The organism is Reichenbachiella versicolor (assembly GCF_003171675.1).
In the GTDB taxonomy this organism is placed as follows: Bacteria; Bacteroidota; Bacteroidia; order Cytophagales; family Cyclobacteriaceae; genus Reichenbachiella; species Reichenbachiella versicolor.
Window position 1 is genome coordinate 141721 of the sequence record NZ_QFZQ01000011.1, and the last position, 20728, is coordinate 162448.

The 20728-nt window shown below is 37.4% G+C and carries 15 protein-coding genes; 11 read left to right on the top strand and 4 right to left on the bottom strand.

Translation table 11 applies throughout. The features are described from left to right. Positions 1–96: 96 nt before the first annotated feature. The 6 genes from ruvB (at position 97) to DKG80_RS19150 (ending at position 7636) form a co-directional block, all read left to right on the top strand. Positions 97–1125, top strand: coding sequence for a Holliday junction branch migration DNA helicase RuvB (gene ruvB, locus DKG80_RS19125; protein ID WP_109832985.1), 1029 nt, complete (start codon positions 97–99; stop codon positions 1123–1125). A 1-nt stretch (position 1126) separates the two neighbouring features. Next, entirely contained in the window at positions 1127–2056 is a 930-nt protein-coding gene (gene queG, locus DKG80_RS19130; RefSeq protein WP_109832986.1) for a tRNA epoxyqueuosine(34) reductase QueG, read from the top strand. A 346-nt stretch (positions 2057–2402) separates the two neighbouring features. Beyond that, complete coding sequence (locus tag DKG80_RS19135; RefSeq protein WP_109832987.1) at positions 2403–4454, top strand: M3 family metallopeptidase; 2052 nt, start codon at positions 2403–2405, stop codon at positions 4452–4454. Positions 4455–4693: 239 nt separating this feature from the next. Further along, positions 4694–6100 (top strand): MATE family efflux transporter, encoded by a 1407-nt coding sequence (locus DKG80_RS19140; protein WP_109832988.1) that lies wholly within the window; start codon positions 4694–4696, stop codon positions 6098–6100. Between the two features lie 83 nt (positions 6101–6183). Beyond that, positions 6184–7140 carry a vWA domain-containing protein gene (locus DKG80_RS19145; RefSeq protein ID WP_109832989.1) on the top strand — a complete coding sequence of 319 codons (957 nt, stop codon included), beginning with the start codon at positions 6184–6186 and terminating at the stop codon, positions 7138–7140. A 4-nt stretch (positions 7141–7144) separates the two neighbouring features. Then, positions 7145–7636 (top strand): YfbK domain-containing protein, encoded by a 492-nt coding sequence (locus DKG80_RS19150; protein WP_109832990.1) that lies wholly within the window; start codon positions 7145–7147, stop codon positions 7634–7636. Positions 7637–7713: 77 nt separating this feature from the next. Here DKG80_RS19150 and gpmI read toward each other — a convergent pair whose 3' ends face one another. After that, the gene (gene gpmI / locus DKG80_RS19155; protein WP_109832991.1) at positions 7714–9234 is read right to left on the bottom strand and encodes a 2,3-bisphosphoglycerate-independent phosphoglycerate mutase; all 1521 of its coding nucleotides are present in this window, start codon (positions 9232–9234) and stop codon (positions 7714–7716) included. Between the two features lie 303 nt (positions 9235–9537). Here gpmI and DKG80_RS19160 point away from each other — a divergent pair, with 303 nt between their 5' ends. Beyond that, positions 9538–10728 carry a GAF domain-containing sensor histidine kinase gene (locus tag DKG80_RS19160; protein WP_109832992.1) on the top strand — a complete coding sequence of 397 codons (1191 nt, stop codon included), beginning with the start codon at positions 9538–9540 and terminating at the stop codon, positions 10726–10728. Between the two features lie 2 nt (positions 10729–10730). Here DKG80_RS19160 and DKG80_RS19165 read toward each other — a convergent pair whose 3' ends face one another. Next, positions 10731–12653 carry a monovalent cation:proton antiporter family protein gene (locus tag DKG80_RS19165; RefSeq protein ID WP_109832993.1) on the bottom strand — a complete coding sequence of 641 codons (1923 nt, stop codon included), beginning with the start codon at positions 12651–12653 and terminating at the stop codon, positions 10731–10733. A 92-nt stretch (positions 12654–12745) separates the two neighbouring features. Here DKG80_RS19165 and DKG80_RS19170 point away from each other — a divergent pair, with 92 nt between their 5' ends. The 3 genes from DKG80_RS19170 to uvrA all read left to right on the top strand — a co-directional run bounded on the left by DKG80_RS19170 (position 12746) and on the right by uvrA (position 17429). After that, positions 12746–13645: a TIGR01777 family oxidoreductase gene (locus DKG80_RS19170; RefSeq protein WP_109832994.1), complete on the top strand. Its 900-nt coding sequence runs from the start codon at positions 12746–12748 to the stop codon at positions 13643–13645. Between the two features lie 88 nt (positions 13646–13733). Continuing rightward, positions 13734–14438 carry an LOG family protein gene (locus DKG80_RS19175; protein ID WP_109832995.1) on the top strand — a complete coding sequence of 235 codons (705 nt, stop codon included), beginning with the start codon at positions 13734–13736 and terminating at the stop codon, positions 14436–14438. A gap of 132 nt (positions 14439–14570) precedes the next feature. Beyond that, positions 14571–17429: an excinuclease ABC subunit UvrA gene (uvrA, locus tag DKG80_RS19180; RefSeq protein WP_109832996.1), complete on the top strand. Its 2859-nt coding sequence runs from the start codon at positions 14571–14573 to the stop codon at positions 17427–17429. Positions 17430–17438: 9 nt separating this feature from the next. Here the strand turns inward: uvrA and DKG80_RS19185 are convergent, their stop codons facing one another. Both DKG80_RS19185 and hemW read right to left on the bottom strand, forming a co-directional pair. Next, complete coding sequence (locus tag DKG80_RS19185; protein WP_109832997.1) at positions 17439–17807, bottom strand: hypothetical protein; 369 nt, start codon at positions 17805–17807, stop codon at positions 17439–17441. 82 nt (positions 17808–17889) lie between these two features. Further along, the gene (hemW, locus tag DKG80_RS19190) at positions 17890–19014 is read right to left on the bottom strand and encodes a radical SAM family heme chaperone HemW (protein ID WP_109832998.1); all 1125 of its coding nucleotides are present in this window, start codon (positions 19012–19014) and stop codon (positions 17890–17892) included. Between the two features lie 37 nt (positions 19015–19051). On the opposite strand from hemW, the gene DKG80_RS19195 reads away from it, so the two are divergent. After that, complete coding sequence (locus DKG80_RS19195) at positions 19052–20710, top strand: BamA/TamA family outer membrane protein (protein WP_162555995.1); 1659 nt, start codon at positions 19052–19054, stop codon at positions 20708–20710. The last annotated feature ends 18 nt before the right edge of the window (positions 20711–20728 follow it).

The window sequence follows — 20728 nt, forward strand, 5'->3', positions numbered from 1 at the left end:
AAGACTATGCAATTAAAAGTGCCGATTGCTTGATTACATTTGCAAATGTTTCGCTATCACTGTGAGCAATAAAATATCCAAAAACAAAGCGTTAATATGAGAGAGGATTACTTAAATCCCGATGGAGAGGACATGCAACCAGAGGAAGTTGAATTTGAAAAAGCTCTTCGACCTTTGTCGTTTGACGACTTTACAGGGCAAAACAAAGTACTTGAAAACATCAAAGTTTTCGTTTTAGCAGCTAATCAAAGAAACGAGCCTCTTGATCATGTGCTTTTACATGGCCCTCCTGGTTTGGGAAAAACTACACTCTCCCACATAATAGCCAATGAGCTCGCTGCAGGTATAAAGGTTACCTCAGGACCTGTACTGGACAAACCGGGGGATCTTGCTGGACTATTAACCAATCTAGAACCCAATGATGTTCTATTCATCGATGAAATTCACAGACTAAACCCAGTAGTAGAAGAATACCTGTACTCTGCCATGGAAGATTACAAAATCGACATCATGCTAGATTCAGGACCTAGTGCTCGCTCTGTACAAATTGGTTTGAACCCTTTCACCTTAATCGGCGCTACAACTCGATCAGGATTATTGACTTCACCACTTAGAGCTAGATTTGGGATCAATGCAAGATTAGAATATTATGATTCAGAACTACTATCCAAGATAGTCACTAGATCATCAAATATCATGAATACTCCTATACAGCCCAATGCAGCGCTGGAGCTAGCCAGACGAAGCCGTGGAACACCTCGTATCGCAAATAATCTACTCAGGAGAACTAGAGACTTCGCTCAAATCAAGGGAGACGGGACTATCACATTGGATATCACTCAAATGGCCCTAAATGCTTTAGACGTAGATGCCAATGGCCTCGATGAAATGGATAATCGTATTCTAAATACCATAATTACTAAATTCAAAGGTGGTCCTGTTGGACTTTCAACTATTGCCACTGCGTGTGGAGAAGAGTCTGATACGATAGAAGAGGTATACGAGCCATTCCTAATCAAAGAAGGTTATATTAAAAGAACAAGTAGAGGACGGGAATGCACAGAATTAGCCTACAAACATCTAAAAATAGTCCCGCCAGCTCAGACGGGAACTCTATTTGATTGAAATGAATAAGGAACAGCTAACCCGGAACATTAGACAAGCCTCTATCAAAGAAGGGTTCCAGTTCTGTGGTATTTCCAAAGCAGATTTTCTCAAAGAAGAAGCTCCTAAACTAGAAGAATGGCTGAATCAGGGTATGCATGGAGAAATGGCTTATATGGCAAACCACTTCGACAAACGACTTGACCCGCGCAAATTGGTAGACGGAGCAAAGTCAGTAATCTCACTCATCTATAACTACTACCCAGAAGAAGATCTAGCCAAAGAAGGAGAGTATAAAGTAGCGAAATACGCATATGGCAAAGACTACCACTACATCATCAAACCAAAACTCAAGACCGTACTTCAGTCCGTTACCGATCAAATAGGAGAAGTAAACGCTAGAGTTTTTGTAGACTCTGCACCTGTACACGAACGAGCATGGGCTGCGAAATCAGGACTTGGATGGGTAGGAAAAAATTCTTTACTTATTAATCGATCTATGGGTTCTTTTTTCTTTCTCGCAGAAATCATCCTTGACCTCGAACTAGAGTATGATGGACCAATAAAAGATTATTGTGGGACCTGCTCTAGGTGTATGGATTCATGTCCAACGGATGCCATCCCAAAACCATACGTGGTAGATGGAAGTAAATGTATCTCCTACCTAACAATCGAACTAAAAGACCAAATACCTAACGAGTTTTCAGAGAAGATGGAGAATTGGATGTTTGGTTGCGACATCTGCCAAGACGTTTGTCCTTGGAATCGGTTCTCCAAACCTCATCAAGAGCCTCTTTTCGAACCAAATTCCAAATTTGCCGAAATGGATAAGAAAGACTGGAACGAAATGACTGAAGAGCTCTTCCGAGAAATATTCAAAGGTTCAGCAATCAAACGCACAAAGTATTCAGGCTTAAAAAGAAATATTGATTTCTTAAGTAAGGCAAAATAAGAGAAACACGGGAAAGTTTCCTGCAGCTTGCAGGAGCCAATCGGGAAGATCTTGAAAAGTTCGAGTATATGTCGGGTCTATTCAGTAAAGTGTGGAGTCTGTTCAACAAAGTGTGTCAGATAAGTAAAAAAGAATAACTTAAAAGAGATGGTTGAATCCTTTGATGAAATAAACCATTGAGTATCCAACAGACAGGAGTTAGCGTAGGACATTGGGCAGAATCAGATAGATTTGTGCTTCTTATATAAAGTTCGTTTGAGAGACCTATCAAAATCTATTGCTGAGCTGTCCAAACGTACAATTTTGTCTAGTTACCCTATGGATTCCATATAATTTTGAAAAGAACATGAGTAATAAAAATCCCCTTTTAAGTGCATTTGAGACACCATTCGGAGTACCGCAGTTTGATAGTATAGAACTAGAACATTACAAGCCTGCCATCGAAGAGCTCATCAAAGCATCACTAGAAAGTATAGATGAGTTGATTCAGTCTTCAGAAGCTCCTACTTTCGAAAACACCATTGTAGCACTGGAGAAAGAAGGGGAGTTATTAGGATATGCTTCTTCAATATTTTTCAATCTCAATAGCTGCGATACCAATGATAAGATGCAAGCACTGGCGAACGAAATTTCACCAATGTTAACGGAGCACGGGAGTCAGGTCATGCAAAATGCTCAGCTTTTTGATAGAGTAAAAGCAGTATATGAAAACGAGCTTGATAGTCTTGTCGATCCGGAGGATAAAACTTTGTTAGAAAAGACATACAAGTCATTTGTCAGAAGTGGTGCCAATCTCAGTGATGATGATAAAAAGAAGTATGTAGAGCTATCCAAAGAGCTAAGTCTAGCTTCATTGAAATTCGGAGAAAACGTGCTGGCCGCTACTAATGCCTACGAGCTTGTTCTTGAAGATGAAAAAGACCTAGCAGGTCTTCCAGAAACTGCGTTGGAAGCAGCAGCTCTAGCCGCAAAGAATAAAGGGTATGAAGGTAAATGGTTAATAAACCTACAGGCTCCAAGTTTTATTCCGTTTATGGAATATGCTGAGAGAAGAGAACTCAGAGAAAAACTATTTAAGGCCTACATGTCTAAAGCTTATGATGGTGGTGACTTAGATAATCAAGAGTTAGTTAAGAAAATTGTCAAGCTTCGTACGGACAAGGCTAGTCTGCTTGGCTATGACAGTCATTCACAGTATGTATTGGAAGAAAGAATGGCAGAGTCAGCCGATACCGTAGTCTCGTTTCTAACGGACCTTTTAGATCAAGCATATCCTTTCGCTGAGAAAGAGGTCGAGGAAGTAAAGGAGTTAGCCAAAGAAATGGATGGAATAGAAGACCTACAGAGATGGGATTGGGCTTACTATTCTCAAAAGTTAAAGGACAAGAAATTTAGTCTCAATGATGAGTTGCTTAGACCTTACTTTGAATTAGAAAAGTCAGTCAATGGGATGTTTGAAGTAGCGAATAAGTTATATGGATTAACATTTGAAAAGAACGATAACATTCCTGTATATCATAGCGACGTGACAGCTTATGATGTCAAAGATGAGGCAGGAAATCATGTATCTGTATTTTACACAGATTTCTTCCCTAGAGAAAGTAAGAGAGGAGGTGCATGGATGACTTCGTACAGAGGGCAATGGAGAGATGGTGATGCAGAAACAAGACCGATAGTATCTATCGTTTGCAACTTCACACCTCCTACAGATACTAAGCCTTCTCTTTTGACTTACAATGAAGTGGAAACATTATTCCATGAGTTTGGCCATGCACTACATGGTATGCTCGCTGATGGTAAATACGATTCTCTTTCAGGTACGAATGTTTTTTGGGACTTTGTAGAGTTACCCTCTCAAATTTTGGAAAACTGGGTGCAAGAAAAAGAGTGTCTAGATTTATTCGCGGTTCACTATCAAACAGGAGAGAAAATTCCAGAAGAGTACATTGAGAAGATCAAGGCTACTTCTAATTTTCACGAAGGGTATCAAACTGTGAGACAGCTTAGTTTTGGATTGATGGATATGGCTTGGCATTCATTAAAGCCAGAAGAAACAGATATTAAAGATGTAGCAGTGTTTGAGCAAAAAGCGATGTCGGCCACTGAGTTGTTTCCAAAAATTGAAGGAACTTGTATGAGCACACAGTTTAGCCATATTTTCCAAGGTGGTTATGCAGCAGGCTACTACAGTTACAAATGGGCTGAGGTACTGGACGCAGACGCTTTTTCGCTATTCAAAGAAAAAGGCATTTTCGATAAAGAAACCGCCCAATCTTTCAAAGACAATATTTTGTCTAAAGGAGGATCAGAGCACCCAATGGAATTATATAAGCGATTTCGAGGTCAGGAGCCAACTGTTGATGCCTTGTTAGAAAGAGCTGGATTATCAGATTCTTAAATATCGAATGTATTTACATTCAATATTAACAATTTGTAAAAAAAGGATGAGAATATTGTAGGGTTTGAAAAACAACCCTACGTTTGTGCCATCATGTTACTGATTACAAACATATCGTGTTCCGTCTGGACCCCAGATGGTATGAAGTGCTCCTCGGCACTCAAATAAGGATCACCTGATCCTACCAGGCTAACAGCCATTTCGATAGTTCTGTTTTTCACCATTTACACTTTACACCGATGAAAAGTATAATCAGTAATCTCAATAAATTCTACACCTATTTTTTAATTGCTCTTAAAGGCGAAGAGTCTGAATTTACCACTGGAAGCATTAATAAAGCCATTTTTTTACTATCCGTACCGATGGTATTAGAGATGGTGATGGAGTCTCTATTTGCAGTAGTTGACGTATACTTTGTAGCCAAAGTAGGTGTAGACGCCGTAGCAACAGTAGGCCTTACAGAGTCTGTAGTGATGATAGTTTACTCTATCGGTATAGGTTTAAGTATGGCTGCCACAGCAATAGTATCACGTCGAGTAGGAGAGAAAAAATACAAAAGGGCAGGTGACGCTGCTTTTCAGACTATTTTGATTTCAGCTTTGTTTTCAATTGCGATTTCAGTTGTTGGAATTCTTTATGCTGAGGATATTCTTAGACTAATGGGTGGTTCTGAGAAGTTAGTCAAATCTGGATATGGATATACCAAAGTGATGCTTGGTGGGAACCTTTGTATTATTCTACTTTTTTTGCTCAATGCTATCTATAGAGGAGCGGGCGACGCTTCGATGGCCATGCGTTCACTTTGGATCGCAAATGGCCTGAATATACTGCTTGATCCCTTGTTTATATTCGGATGGGGACCTATACCGGCATACGGAGTAGAAGGTGCGGCTATTGCTACTACCATAGGACGTTCTCTAGGTGTATTTTATCAGTTGATTGGACTTATCAGTGGAACTAGATTGATTAAGCTGACTGTTGAAAATATTAAGATTCGTTTGAAGACTATCAAAGATATTTTTTCTATTGGTCTAGGAGGAATGGGGCAATTTCTTATTGAATCAGCTAGTTGGTTATTCTTAGTAAGAATTATTTCGGAATTTGGCAGTGAAGCTCTTGCTGGTTACACAATCGCATTTAGAATTATTGTATTTACGATTTTACCATCATGGGGCTTAGCTAATGCCGCAGCCACGTTAGTTGGTCAAAATCTAGGAGCACAACAACCTGATAGAGCAGAAACATCCGTATGGACTACTGCGCATTGGAATACTGTATTTTTATTTTTGGTTTCAGTGATCTTTTTCGTTTGGTCCCCAGAGTTTGTAGGGCTCTTTGCAGAAAAAGAAACTGTCATTAATTACGGTATTACCGCGTTACGAATTATTTGCTTGGGATACATTTTCTTCTCATATGGGATGATTATCAGTCAAGGATTTAATGGAGCAGGAGACACTCGAACGCCATCTTTGATGAACGTCATCTTCTTTTGGGTTATGCAGATACCAATGGCTTACTTATTAGCGTTCAAGTTTGACTATGGGTTTGAAGGGGCTATAATAAGTGTAGCTATTTCATTTGCACTGCACGCATTGGCTTGCATCGTTTGGTTTAGAAAAGGAGACTGGAAAAGGGTGGAAGTTTAATAAAGCGTAATGCCTCATTCCAACTAAATAGATTTTGGTAGTGTCAATAAAATCGAGATGAGTTACTACCAAAATCTATTATCATGAAGTTGTTCAGTATTGCTTTAGCATTTATTGCTCTATTAGTTTTTTCTTGTGAGGAATTAGACGAGTCTGCGAGTTTTGGGGAGGACGGGTATTTCTCTGACGTAGAATTAGGAGATCAATACTCCGATTATGGTGAAAATCCATTTGTAAAAACAGTAGAGCAGAGTGTGTCTACCTTTTCAATTGATGCAGATGGAGCTAGTTATGCTAATGTCCGTCGATTCATTACTCAAGATCAACAGCTTCCACCATTGGGAGCTGTGCGAACCGAAGAGTTGATTAATTATTTTGATCTAGGTTATTCTCACAAAGAATCTGAACATCCAATTAGTTTGAATAACGAAATCAGTGAATGTCCTTGGAATACCGAGCATAGACTACTAAGAATTGGTATTCAAGGCGAGTCGATCGATTTGTCAAGTACTCGCTCTAATTATGTCTTCTTAATTGATGTTTCTGGATCTATGGCAGCAGAGGATAAATTGGATTTGCTCAAAGCCGGATTTACTAGACTTGTTGATGAACTACATCCTGAAGACAGAATTGCAATCGTCACCTACGCGGGCGCGGCTGAGATATTATTAAGGTCTACACCTGTCAGTGAAAAGAATACTATTGTATCGGCTATTAGTAAACTTGGTGCCGGAGGAGGTACAGCAGGTGCTGAAGGTATAGTTACAGCTTATGAAATAGCTACTGATCATTTTATTGAAGGAGGAAACAATAGAATTGTTTTAGGGTCAGATGGAGATTTTAATATTGGAATTTCTGATCAAGAAGAATTAGTACAGCTATTAGAAGAGAAAAGGGAATCGGGGATTTTCATCACGATACTAGGAGTCGGGAGAGGAAATTTAAACGATTCAGTAATGGAGCAAATGGCTAATCATGGAAATGGAACTTACGAGTATATTGATAATATAGAGCAGTTGAAGAAGGTCTTTATGCTATGATAAAATGAAGTTTCATAGTGTAGCTAAGAATGTTAAAATTCAAGTGTCATTCAACAAACAGGTGGTAGAATCATATCGACTCATTGGATACGAAAACCGGGTATTGAATGAAGAGGATTTTGATGATGACGAAGAAGATGCTGGTGAGATAGGAGCAGGACAAAATATTACAGCACTGTATGAAGTAGTTCCGGTGGAGATTAATGATGAACCATCTGCCAAGGTAGAGTTACGATATAAAAACCCAGATGCAGATAAAAGTAATTTATTGGAAGTGGATGTAATTGACTCGGGCAAATCCTTCTCAAATGCTTCTGATCAAATGCAGTTTGTTGCTGGAGTTGCGGCATTTGGGATGCAACTCAGAGGGTCTCAATATAAAGGAGATTGTAGTTACAATAAGATTTCTGATTGGTTAAAGATGAGTGACTTAGATGACCAGTATGGGTTTAAAAGTGAACTTATCGATTTGGTAGAGAAAGCATCAAAGTTATAAGAGCGGTTAATCTGTTTATTTATAAAAAAGGCTCACCATCGGCGAGCCTTTCAATATATTTTAAGTTGAATTGACGATCAAATCAATACATCCCCAGTCATATCAGCAGGAATATCAACACCCATCATCGTTAAGATTGTAGGTGCCAAGTCACCAAGTTTACCATCTTTAACTGGTTCTTTGATATCTTCATCTACGAAAATACAAGGTACTAAATTCGTAGTGTGAGCAGTATTAGGAGAACCATCTTTGTTGATCATGATGTCGGGGTTACCATGATCGGCAATTAAGATTGGAGAGTATCCGTTAGCTACCGCAGTTTCTACAACTGATTTAGTACATCCATCTACAGTTTCACAAGCTTTTACAGCTGCTTCAAATACCCCCGTATGTCCAACCATATCTGGATTAGCAAAATTTAAACAAACGAAATCAACCTCACCTTTTTCAAGTTCCGCATTGATTTTGTCTCTAATGTCTTCTGCACTCATTTCCGGCTTCAAGTCGTAGGTTGCCACTTTTGGAGAAGGGCAAAGTAATCTTGACTCACCTTCAAATGGCTCCTCTCTTCCTCCCGAGAAGAAGAATGTTACGTGTGGATATTTTTCTGTTTCAGCAATTCTGATTTGTTTCTTACCAGCAGACTCTAATACTTCGCCCAGAGTATTAGTTAAATTGTCTTTATCATACATCACAGTGACATCTTTAAACGTATCATCGTAGTTAGTCAGCGTGTAGTATTTCAATGGCAAAGTTGACATACCTACCTCAGGGAAATCCTTCTGAGTTAAAGCTTCAGTTATTTCTCTTCCTCTATCAGTTCTAAAGTTGAAGCAAATTACTACATCACCTTCAGCTACTTTTCCTACAGGTTTGCCATTGGTATCAGTATTGATAATTGGCTTGATGAATTCGTCAGTCACGTCTGAATCATATGACGCCTGCATAGCACTGCTAATGTCTGAAGTTTTTTCGCCAGCTCCATTGACCATAGCGTCCCAAGCCATTTTTACTCTTTCCCATCTCTTATCTCTGTCCATCGCATAGTATCTACCTGTGATACTCGCTATCTGTCCAGTAGTCTTTTCCATGTGAGATTGTAGATCTGCTAAATAACCTTTTCCTGCTTTTGGGTCAGTATCTCTTCCATCTGTGAAAGCATGAACGAATACATTTTCAACGCTAGCCGCAGCAGCACCATCTAGCATGGCTTTTAGGTGGTTAATGTGTGCATGAATACCTCCATCAGATACTAGTCCAATAAAGTGAACAGCTTTGTCATTGTCTTTTGCGTAAGTGAAGGCCTCTGCCAAAGTTTCGTTGCTAGCAAGAGAACCATCGGTAGCAGCGTTGTTTAGTCTTACTAAATCCTGATAAACTACTCTACCCGCACCGATATTCATGTGTCCAACTTCAGAGTTGCCCATTTGCCCTTCAGGAAGACCTACCGCAAGGCCAGAAGCTTCAAGTTTGCTATTAGCGTACTTAGCGTACATAGAGTCCATAAATGGAGTGTTGGCTTTAGCGATGGCAGACACCTCAGGGTTAGTCCCTAGTCCCCATCCATCCAAGATCATAAGAATTACCTTCTTGTTCATGTGATTAGTATTTTGCTCTAAAATGGTCTTAGAGACCGAATTGAGTCGCAAATATAGGTTGACCAGTTTCCTATGGGAATGATTAATGTTAAAAGTTCATTATTGATGATGATTGAAAGAATATTCACTGAGTTCTATCAACTTATTTATTTAAAAGTCTAGTCGTTTATCAACATACAACTTTCATTAAGTCATCATAAGGACATTTTGATACAAAAATTGATTATATTCTATGAGTATTATTAGTAATACGTCCTTCCTGTACCCGTCTTACTGATTAAATAACACCTATTAAAACCAACCATGCACCTAGGACAAGACTTTATTGCAAATGAAGAGTATTTTTCTATTGACTCTTCCAAAACTGAATTAGAGAGAGCCATTGGCCTCGCAAATAACCTAAAAAAAATCCATCATCTAACGGTTAAAAATTTTCAAAATATAGATCAGCTATTTCAGAATTATATAGCTACTGGATTAGAAATTTTTGGAATGGAAATGGGGATAATTTCCAGAGTCGATGGCGACTTATACATCGTTATTGATGTATTGGACAAGTCCAATGCAATTAAAAAGGAAATGGAATTTCCTTTGGCGGATACTTATTGTGCTCAAGTTGTTAAGACTAACTCCGTTATAGGTTATGCCCAAGTTGGGAACTTGGATGAATTGAAGAACCATCCAGTATATGTCAATATGAAATTAGAATCCTATTTATCATCACCTATTCATGTTGGAGGGGAGATATATGGGACCTTTAATTTTACCTCTCACACTCCACGAAAGAATGGGGTTTCTGAACCCGAAAGGGATTTAATCGCCTTAATGGCTGGAAATATCGGAATCGCAATTGAACATGCCAAGCAGCAACAGGAGCTGAGGGAAACAAATGAGCGGTTGTTAAAATTGACTGGATTTGTTGCACATGATCTTAGAGGACCTCTATCCAATATTAAAGGGTTATCTGCTTTTATAAATTCTACAGATATTAAAGAAACGGTCAAGATATGCGCTGATAGAGGTTTAGAAATTGTTCAAACTATCTTAGTTATGACAGCTATGGGTACTGGTAAAATTAAGATGGAGAAAAGTGAGACTAACTTATCTACCCTGATTTTAGAAACCGCTAGATCTTACGAAGGAATTGGCGCAGACAAAGGCCTAATTTTTCAGTATAAGGTGGAAGAAGACATTCAAGTCATAGTTGATGAAAGTAGAATGAGGCAAGTTTTGACAAATTTGATTAGTAACACTATAAAATACACTCCTCAAAAAGGCGTAATCAACATTGAATTGAAAAGAGAAAACAGAGGTAAAGTCAAGTTTAATATTAGTAACGATACTACTCAAGAAATCAGTGAGGATAAGACTCATTCTATCGGATTTGGTTTGGAGATTGTTCGAGAAATTTTGGAATTGCATCGTTCTAAGCTCGAAATGAATCAAGAAAAAGGTCGTTTCAGCGTAGCCTTTGTGCTTAAGGAAGAGCTTTGATTTTAAGCATGGTCAAACTTGACAGTCATTTCATCCAAACTTTCTTTCGATCCAACAAATGTCACTACATCTCCCAGGCGAAGTCGAGTAAAGCCGTGTGATATAATCATTTGGTCATTTCTATGAATAGAAAGGATCAAAATATCCGATGGTAATCTTAAATCTCTCAAAGTCACACCATGTAGGTTTGGATCTTGAAGTTCAAGATCCCTAGTGTCTTGACCTTTTTCCATACCCAAAAGAAGCGATGTAGCTTGAGGAGAACGAACCATATGGTCCATTAGACTTACCATAGCAGTAGATGGATCTACAACTCTTACACCTAGGGCTATGAACTTTTCATAGTACTTTCTATCACTTAGCCTTACAATGATGTCTGGTGTACCAAAATTCTGATAAGCAATTTCAACAGTTTCAAGATTGCGTTTATCTGACATTATACAAACAATTGCCTCAGTCTTATCGGCTCCTAATTGCTTCATTGTTTCCAGAGTCACACCTGGAATGTGCTTAACAGTGATGTCATCAGGAATATCAAAAGTTCCTCTTTTCTTTCTAGTTGCAATTTGTACTTTCCAGCCGTTGGCTAATAGTTGTCTAGCTAATGAAACACTTTGATTTTCATAACCAAAGATGATTGCATCACGGATTCCATCGGTTTTGAATGTAGCTCGGTTTCTATTTTCTCCCAGTTTAGTAAGCGCATATTTAAAGGCTGGAGGGCCCACCACTTGATTAATAACGATTACAGCAATCACCATAGTGGCAAATTGGGGACCCCAAGTAGGAAATGCGTTGGCTACAAGAGTAGAAAGGCCAAGAGCTACTCCAGCTTGTGTAATGTATGGCATCCAACCAAGGTGAATAAACTTCCAAGGGTCTTTGGCCATTATTCCTCCGAAATATGAACCTCCTATAATGGTAATCAACCTGATGAAGAAGAAGAATACAGCAATAAACCAGATGGCTATGAATGTATTGATATTAAGTGAAGCACCCGTTAGTGTAAAGAAAGCTGCATATACCATTGGTCCAGTCTTCTCTAGAATATTCAAGAACTCAGGTTTATGTCTAGTATAATTTGTGATATAGAGACTACAGATAATGCAAACGATCAGAGGTTCTATTCGAATTTCATGATCGAGTAAACTACTAAAATGATGTATCCAATGGTTGAACCAGTAAACCCCGTACCCCAAAAAAAGAAGTATTAATGATTTAAGCTCAATTCTGAGATGGAATTTTAATATCAACTCTAAAATTTTGCCTAATAAGTATCCAATACCGAACGAAAGACCTATTTCGATGATAGGAAGCAGAATACTTAGATAGTCAAATTTGGTGCCTGTATCAAGAGACTTTGCAAAAGAAAAACAGACTGAAAAGAGAATAATAACAGCAAAATCTTTAACTACTGTTACTCCCATGACAGTTTGAGTAAATGGGCCTTTAGCCCTCAGTTCTTTAATAACTGCAATGGCACTTGCAGGCGATCTGGCAACAAAAACAGTTCCTGTTAAAAGTGAAGCAGCTATTTTGCTAGCAACACTCATTTCTTTCATATAAGGAATGAAGTCTGAAAGAAAAAAAACAAATAAGCTACCAAAAGCAAAAGAGAAGGATAGCTGTCCTATAGTATTCCACTTTATGCTTTGAATTCGGGATGTCAATTCTCGAAAATAAAGTTCCGAGCCAGCCGCAAAAGCGATGAAAGCAAGAGCAGTTTCATTAATAAAGTTTAGTCGGTGAATTGACTCAATTGGTATTAATTCTAAAACAAATGGTCCACAGATAATCCCTGTGAAAAGAAATCCCGTAATAATTGGTAATCTATAGCGCTGAAATGCCAGAGCTATTTTACTGGCAGCAATGCTGATAATGGCAAAGCCAGATAGCAAAATGATTAATTCTAAATATCTTTCCATTTGGGGTGTTTATTGCAAGTTGTGATTTTGCAAGAACTCCTAAAATAGTGAAATACTTTAAAAAAGGCTTAATACGAAAGATTTAAACCAATATGAAAGTTGTTATTGCAGGGGGTAGTGGACTTGTAGGATCACGCCTTACTAACTATTTAATAAGCAAAGGCTATGAAATAAACATCTTATCAAGGAACAAATTTCGACACTTAAACGCTGCTGTTTATGAGTGGAATCCAACAAAAAACTACATAGAAAAAGGTGCTCTTGACGGTGTAACTGCCGTAGTGAATTTAGCTGGGGCTGGTGTAGCAGATAAGTCTTGGACTGAAGAAAGAAAGCAACTGCTTCTAGATAGTAGAGTGCATTCAGCTGAATGTCTTTTTCATAATCTAGAGTCATTAGTTAAAAAACCAAAGGTGGTAATTAATGCTTCGGCAATTGGTTATTATGGATATGGTAGTGCCTCTCAATTATTCAGTGAACAAGATTCTTCAGGGAGTGATTTTTTAGCAGATGTTTGTGTGCAATGGGAACGAGCAGCTGATAGGTTCACCGCATTGAATATCAGATTAGTGAAAATGAGAATTGGGGTTGTTCTTGATGCAAAAGGAGGTGTTTTGAGAAAAATGAAAAAACCAATTCAAATGATGGTAGGCGCTCCACTTGGAGATGGCGAACAGATGATTAGTTGGATTCACGGAGAAGATATTTGTAGGATGATAGAATTTGCAATTGAAAAAGAAGACGCAAGAGGTGCCTATAACGCTGTTAGCAATCCTCCAGTGTCAAATAGTGAGTTCACTACCACATTAGCTAATGTTTTGAAACGACCACTAATACTTCCTAATGTCCCAGCTTTTGCAATGAGATTGATGTTAGGAGAAATGTCAGAAATTGTATTGAAGGGAAGCAGTGTTTCTAATGAAAAAATAAAGTCTTTGGGGTTTGATTTTAAGCACACTAATTTAAAAAATGCACTTATTGATTTATTATAGGTATTGATTTGTTCGTCCATCGTTCGGATCTAATTCAATCAAACTATTTTTATCAACCATTCACAACACCTATCCAAAACAATATACTATGAGCGACAAAAAGATTTTAAGAGCACTTAAGAAAAAAAACTGGAATGAAATTAAGACTGCCGATTCTTGGGCAATTTTCAAAGTGATGGCAGAAATGGTCGACGGATTCGAAAAGTTGGCTAAAATAGGTCCTTGTGTTTCAATATTTGGTTCAGCTCGTACGCCTGAAGAAAATGAGTACTATCATCTTGCTAAAGACATCGGTTCAAAGCTAGTAAAGACTGGGTATGGAGTTATTACTGGTGGAGGACCAGGGATAATGGAAGCAGGCAATAAAGGGGCTAACTTGGAGAATGGAGTTTCTGTAGGGTTAAATATTGATTTACCATTTGAGCAAAGTAATAATATATATATAGATCAGGATAAGCTTCTTAACTTTGATTATTTCTTTGTTCGAAAAGTAATGTTTGTAAAATACTCCCAAGGATTTATAGTTATGCCTGGTGGTTTTGGTACTCTTGATGAATTATTTGAGGCATTGACTTTGATTCAAACAGATAAAATAGGGAAGTTTCCAATTGTTTTAGTTGGTACTAGTTATTGGTCAGGGTTAGTCGATTGGATCAAGAATGTAATGCTTGAAAAGGAAAAGAATATAAGTCCAGAGGATCTGGATTTGTTTATAATCGTTGATACTGCGGACGAGGCAGTAGATGCAATTGATAATTTCTACAAGAAATACAGTCTTTCACCTAATTTTTAGAATTACCAATACAGACCATTATACTTTTGCAGCTCTTTGCGAATTGAACTTGTCATTTATTTTAATGGCCTATTGTATCAATGTTGATGCACAGAGAAGTCCGCATAGACTACCAAACTCCCAACAGATTAAATGGAGACAAACGAATTGGAAAGCAACACCCTTGAGGTTCTGGAAAATGACCATACCGAATACATAGAGGTTTATGGAGCACGTGAGCATAACCTTAAGAATATAAATGTAAAATTTAAACGAGATCAATTAGTCGTAATCACTGGAATCAGTGGAAGCGGTAAGTCTTCGTTAGCGTTTGACACTATATATGCAGAGGGGCAGCGTCGATATATGGAAAGCTTTTCAGCTTATGCGCGTAGTTTCATGGGAGATATGGAACGGCCTGATGTTGACAAAATCAATGGTTTATCACCTGTTATCAGTATAGAGCAGAAAACAACGAGTAGAAACCCTAGATCTACTGTAGGTACAGTGACAGAGATTTATGATTTTATGCGTTTGTTATTTGCCAGGGCTGGTGATGCTTATTCTTATCTGTCAGGAAAGAAAATGGAAAAGCAGACCGAAGAACAGGTTCTTAATCATATACTTTCCAATTTTGATCAGAGAAAAATTACACTTTTAGCACCAGTTGTTAAAGGGCGTAAGGGTCATTACCGAGAGTTATTCGTTCAGATTGCTAAAATGGGTTACACTAAAGTACGAATCGATGGAGAGGTTCAGGATTTAGTGCCCAAAATGCAAGTGGATAGATATAAAATTCATGATATCGAAATAGTGGTTGATCGACTACTAGTTGACCAAAAAGACAAGAACAGAATTAATAACTCGGTCAAGTCTTCACTTCAAAGAGGGCACGGTATAATGATGGTTTTAGACCAAGATGATGATCTACACCATTTCTCAAAGACCTTGATGGATCCAGAGACAGGACTCGCTTATGACGATCCGGCTCCCAATATGTTTTCATTCAATTCACCTTATGGTGCTTGTCCAGATTGTAACGGTTTGGGAACAATTCAGCAAATTGATGAAAATAATATCATACCTGATAAAGAGTTGAGCATCAGTAGAGGAGGAATTGCGCCCCTTGGCGATTATAGAGATATTTGGATCTTTAAAAAGATATCCGCAATCCTTACTAAACATGGTTACAAACTAACCGACCCAATTAAAAATCTTAGTGACGAAGTCGTCAATATACTCCTACATGGTGATGGAGAGCCAGTTTCAGTAGAATCTAAAAAGTATCCAGGTACAGAATGGAATACTAAATTCGAAGGAATAATTACTTTTTTAGAGAAACATCGTGAGGGAGGAAGTGAAAAACTTCAGCAGTGGGTCAGTGATTTTACTTCTAATGTGACTTGTCCTACTTGCGATGGAGCAAGACTTAGAAAAGAGTCTCTTCATTTTAAGATTGACGGTAAGAATATTTCTGAACTTGCACAGCTCAACATTAAAGATTTAGGAGAGTGGTTTCACGATATTGAATCTAGACTCAGCGATCGTCAAAATGTGATCGCCAAAGAAATTCTAAAAGAAATTAGAAAACGACTTATTTTCCTTCTAGATGTAGGTTTAGATTATTTGGAATTGAATAGGCCGCTCAGGACACTCTCAGGTGGGGAGGCTCAACGTATAAGATTAGCTACACAAATTGGAACTCAGTTGGTTGGTGTGCTTTACATTCTAGATGAACCTAGTATTGGTCTTCATCAGAGAGACAATGTCAAGCTGATCAAAGCGCTTCAAGATTTAAGAGATTTAGGTAATACAGTGATCGTAGTAGAACATGACAAAGACATGATGTTAGACTCTGATCATATAATTGACATAGGACCTGGTGCAGGTCGTCATGGAGGCCAAATAGTAGCTCAAGGTAGTCCTAAAGAGTTTCTAAATAACAACACTAAGACTGCTGGCTTTCTGAATGGAGATTTGACTATTGAAATTCCAAAGAAGCGTAGAGAAGGAAATGGCAAATCAATTAAGCTTTTTGGAGCTACAGGTCACAATCTTAGAAAAGTGAATTTAGAACTTCCATTGGGTAAGATGATCTGTGTGACGGGCGTTTCAGGAAGTGGAAAGTCTTCATTAATTCACGAAACTTTCGTTCCTATTCTTAATCAGAAATTTTATCGATCTAGGAAAGAGCCATTGCCTTATAAATCTATTGAAGGAATGGAGAATGTAGATAAAATTATTGAAGTTGATCAGTCTCCAATCGGTCGTACACCTAGGTCTAATCCAGCAACTTATACAGGAGTATTTACGGAAATCCGGTCATTATTTACACAGTTACCCGAGGCTAAAATTAGAGGTTATAAACCAGGACGTTTTTCATTCAATGTCAAGGGTGGGAGATGTGAAACGTGTGAAGGAGCAGGAATGAAATTGGTAGAGATGGACTTTCTTCCAGATGTTTATGTACCATGTGAAACATGCAAAGGGAAAAGATATAACAGAGAAACTTTAGAGGTTCGATTTAAAGGAAAATCCATTGCAGATGTTTTGGATATGACTGTGGAGCAGGCAGTAGAGTTTTTTGAAAACCAACCAAAAATCGTTCGAAAAATTAAAACATTAAAAGATGTAGGTCTGGGTTATATTACTCTCGGTCAGCACGCTACTACCTTATCCGGTGGTGAAGCTCAACGAGTTAAGTTAGCTACAGAGTTATCAAAAAAAGATACTGGAAAAACCTTTTACGTACTAGATGAGCCTACTACAGGTTTACACTTTCAAGACATCCAACACTTGCTGGATGTACTGAATATTTTAGTAGAAAAAGGAAATACTGTAATGATTATTGAACATAACTTAGATATAATTAAGGTTGCCGATCACATTGTTGATTTGGGACCAGAAGGAGGTGTCGGTGGAGGTACAATCATAGCTGAAGGTACACCAGAAGAAGTAGTTAAAATTAATGCAGGTCATACTGCTAGATTTTTAGCTGAGGAATTAGGGTAACTAGGTTATTTACTCTTCACGAACTTTAGTCATTAGTTCTTCGTGTAGATCCCAATCCTTAGCCAGATTGAGCATAGCATTTGCTTCCATTTCGGTTAGGTAACCTTTCTTTTGGTTGTCTTCCCAGACTTCAAACAGATATTTAGTTTTGGTTTCTTTAGGAAGACTACCTATTTCTTTCTTTAAATACTGGCGACATCTTTCGAATGCAGAAATAAAGTCCTCGGCAATAAAAGCGTTGGCCCATTCAAGTTCTTTATGCGCATCTAAAGCATCCGCAGATGCATTGAGAATCTTTTCTTCATCCTCATCTAATCCATGATAGTGAAAGATGAGAGATTTAAGTAATATGAAGGCTTTTTTTTCTTCTTGTTTCATTTAGGCTCGGGACTATTTCAGTCGTTTACAATAATAGCTATAAACAATTGAATTATAAAGGGTGTCACACTATCTAAGATACTTAGATTATGAGTTTTTCAATGACACTATCAGCCAATAATTTACCATTGTCGGTCAATTTTAAATTTTGATTGTCAATAATGATGAATTTTTGATTTTCCAACGTCGCTAATTCAGTTCTTTTAACTTGTAAAATATCATACTGAAATTCATCAATTAGGCTTCTGATATCGAGCCCGTTTATCGTTCTTAGCTGGATTAAGATTCTTTCGTTTATTTGATCTTCATGTGACAATTCTTCTTTTTCAAATGGAATGCGATCTTGTCGTAGTGATCTGATATAATGTGCATTGTTAGAAACATTGAATTGACGACTAGTCCCGTCAAAAGAATGTGCTGAAGGGCCTATTCCTAAATAAGAAGTACTTTTCCAATATGATGAATTATGCTTCGATTTATAGCCTTGTCTTGCAAAATTTGAGATTTCATATTGAGTATAACCCATTCTTTGAAGTTCTTTCATTATAATCTCGAATTGTTGGGCAGCTATTTCGTCGTCTAATGGTATTAATTGGCCTTTTTGATACCTTTTTCCAAAAACTGTATTGTCTTCAATGGTCATTCCATAGATAGATACATGTGGAATATCTAGCTTTTCGATGATCATTAAGTCTTTTTGAAGTTGTTCATTTGTTTGGTTAGGCGCTCCAAAGATTAAGTCTATGCTCAAATTGCTGATTCCATGTGCTTTGGATCTTTCGATACATTGTAATCCCATCGAAGAGTCATGTGCCCTGTTGAATGATTTCAATATTTCATCATCAAAGGATTGTAAACCAATACTAAGTCTATTGAAACCTATTTTTGTCAACTCTTTGAGTTTTTGTTCGGATAAATCATCAGGATTAGATTCACAAGTTATTTCAGGGTTAGGGATTATCTCAAAAGTGTCATAGACATGGTCAAGGATTCGGTTCAAATCTTCCGCTTTTAAAATAGATGGTGTTCCTCCTCCAAAATAGATGGTTTCTAAAATATTTGAGGGGAGATAATATTTTTGAAGGTCAATTTCACGAATTAGACAATCAATAAGTTCATCCTTGAGTTTAAGACTAGTGGAAAAGTGGAAATCACAGTAGTGACATGCTTGTTTGCAAAATGGTATATGAATATAAATTCCTGACAATGCTCCATCTTTGTTTCGACTGCTAAACTATCGAGTATTGTTCAGACTTGTTTTTTATATCTTAATAGTTATCGTATTCTACCCTTCTTTGGTATCTGCACAGAAAATGTTTTTTAAAGTAGAAGGTTTAAATACAACTATAACTTCAATCCCGAAATCAATTGATTCCTCAAAAGTAGATTATCAAAAAGAGGAATTAATTCAACATCTTCAAAACCTAGGTTTTTGGACAGCTTCAGTAGATTCGATAAAAACGATTAGTGATACAGTTACAATGTTTGTCAGCGAAGGGAGGAAGTTTTCAAAAGTCGAATTAGAGCTTTATGAAGGAGATAGCCTCATTCTGAAGTCAGACTCTAAAAGGAATAAATCATTTCAAATTTCTGCTCAATTCGATTCATTCTTTGAGGAAGTTTTAAAAAAATACGAAAACAAGGGCTTTCCTTTTGTTTCTATAAAAGTATCTGACACTCGAATAAATAGTGATTCAATTTTGATAAGGTGTGTATTGAAGCCAAGTTTGTTCTTGAAAAATGATCAATTACAAGTAGTTCCGGATAATATAGTAAGTACTAAATTTCTAAGCTCTTACTTACAATTTAAGTCGGATGATCCTTTTAACGCTGAAGTTATCAATAATATCCCGACTCAGTTAAAGCAATTACATTTTCTTGCTCTTAGGTCTGTAGATGTTTCTTATCAGTTGAAGAAGGCAAGTGTCATTCTGGAAATTGAAAAACGAAAAGCAAATTATTTTGACGGAGTATTAGGGATGGTTCCAAGAACTGAACGGACTGGGGTTGAGTTTACTGGGGAAGTCAATCTAAAACTTCGAAATCTATTTAAGTCAGGTAAAAAATTAGATTTTCATTGGGAGCAGATTAGACCAGAGAGTCAAAAGCTCGATTTATCATACGTTCACCCAGTTTTTTTAGGCTCACTTATTGATTTGCATTTCAGTTTAAATCAGCGAAAACAAGATTCTATTTTTTCAAATCGATCTTTTAGTGTAGGGTTTGAATATAGAGTCAATCCAACTGCTCTTCTAAAGTTTAATTATGAAAATATACTTGGGACGTCATTAGAAAATGATTCAGATTCTGTAGGTAATTTTGATATAGACTATTATGGAATTGGTTATCGTATCAATAATACAGATGACCTTTTTTTCCCTAGAAAGGGATTTCAATTCGAGCTTAATTCTCAAGTTGGTTTTAAAAAAGTAGATGATTCACAGTTTCGAGTTCCTAAATCGACTCAGTATCGATTTACAGCCAATTACAGTCATTTTCTAGGGTTAACAAATCGCAGTATTATAGCCTTTTCAGGAATTGGTGGAATTTTAATTAATGATTATCTCTATTTGAATGATCTATTTAGATTGGGAGGATTAAAGTCTATTCGCGGCTTTGATGAAGATGATTTTTATGCTTCTCATTACGGGATAGCTTCTGTAGAATGGAGGTACTACATAGATGATCAATCTTATTTTCTGCTGTTTTATGATCAGGCTTTTTTAGCATATGACTTAATTAGCAAAAGCTTTAATGATAACCCAAGTGGACTTGGAGGAGGTCTTCAAATTTCTACAGAAGGAGGTGATTTTCGGATTCTATACGGAATGGGTAGACGAAGCAATGAACGATTTTCCATAGATACTTTCAAAATCCACTTTGGATACAGTGCATTGTTTTGATGTCAACTTAATATTTCC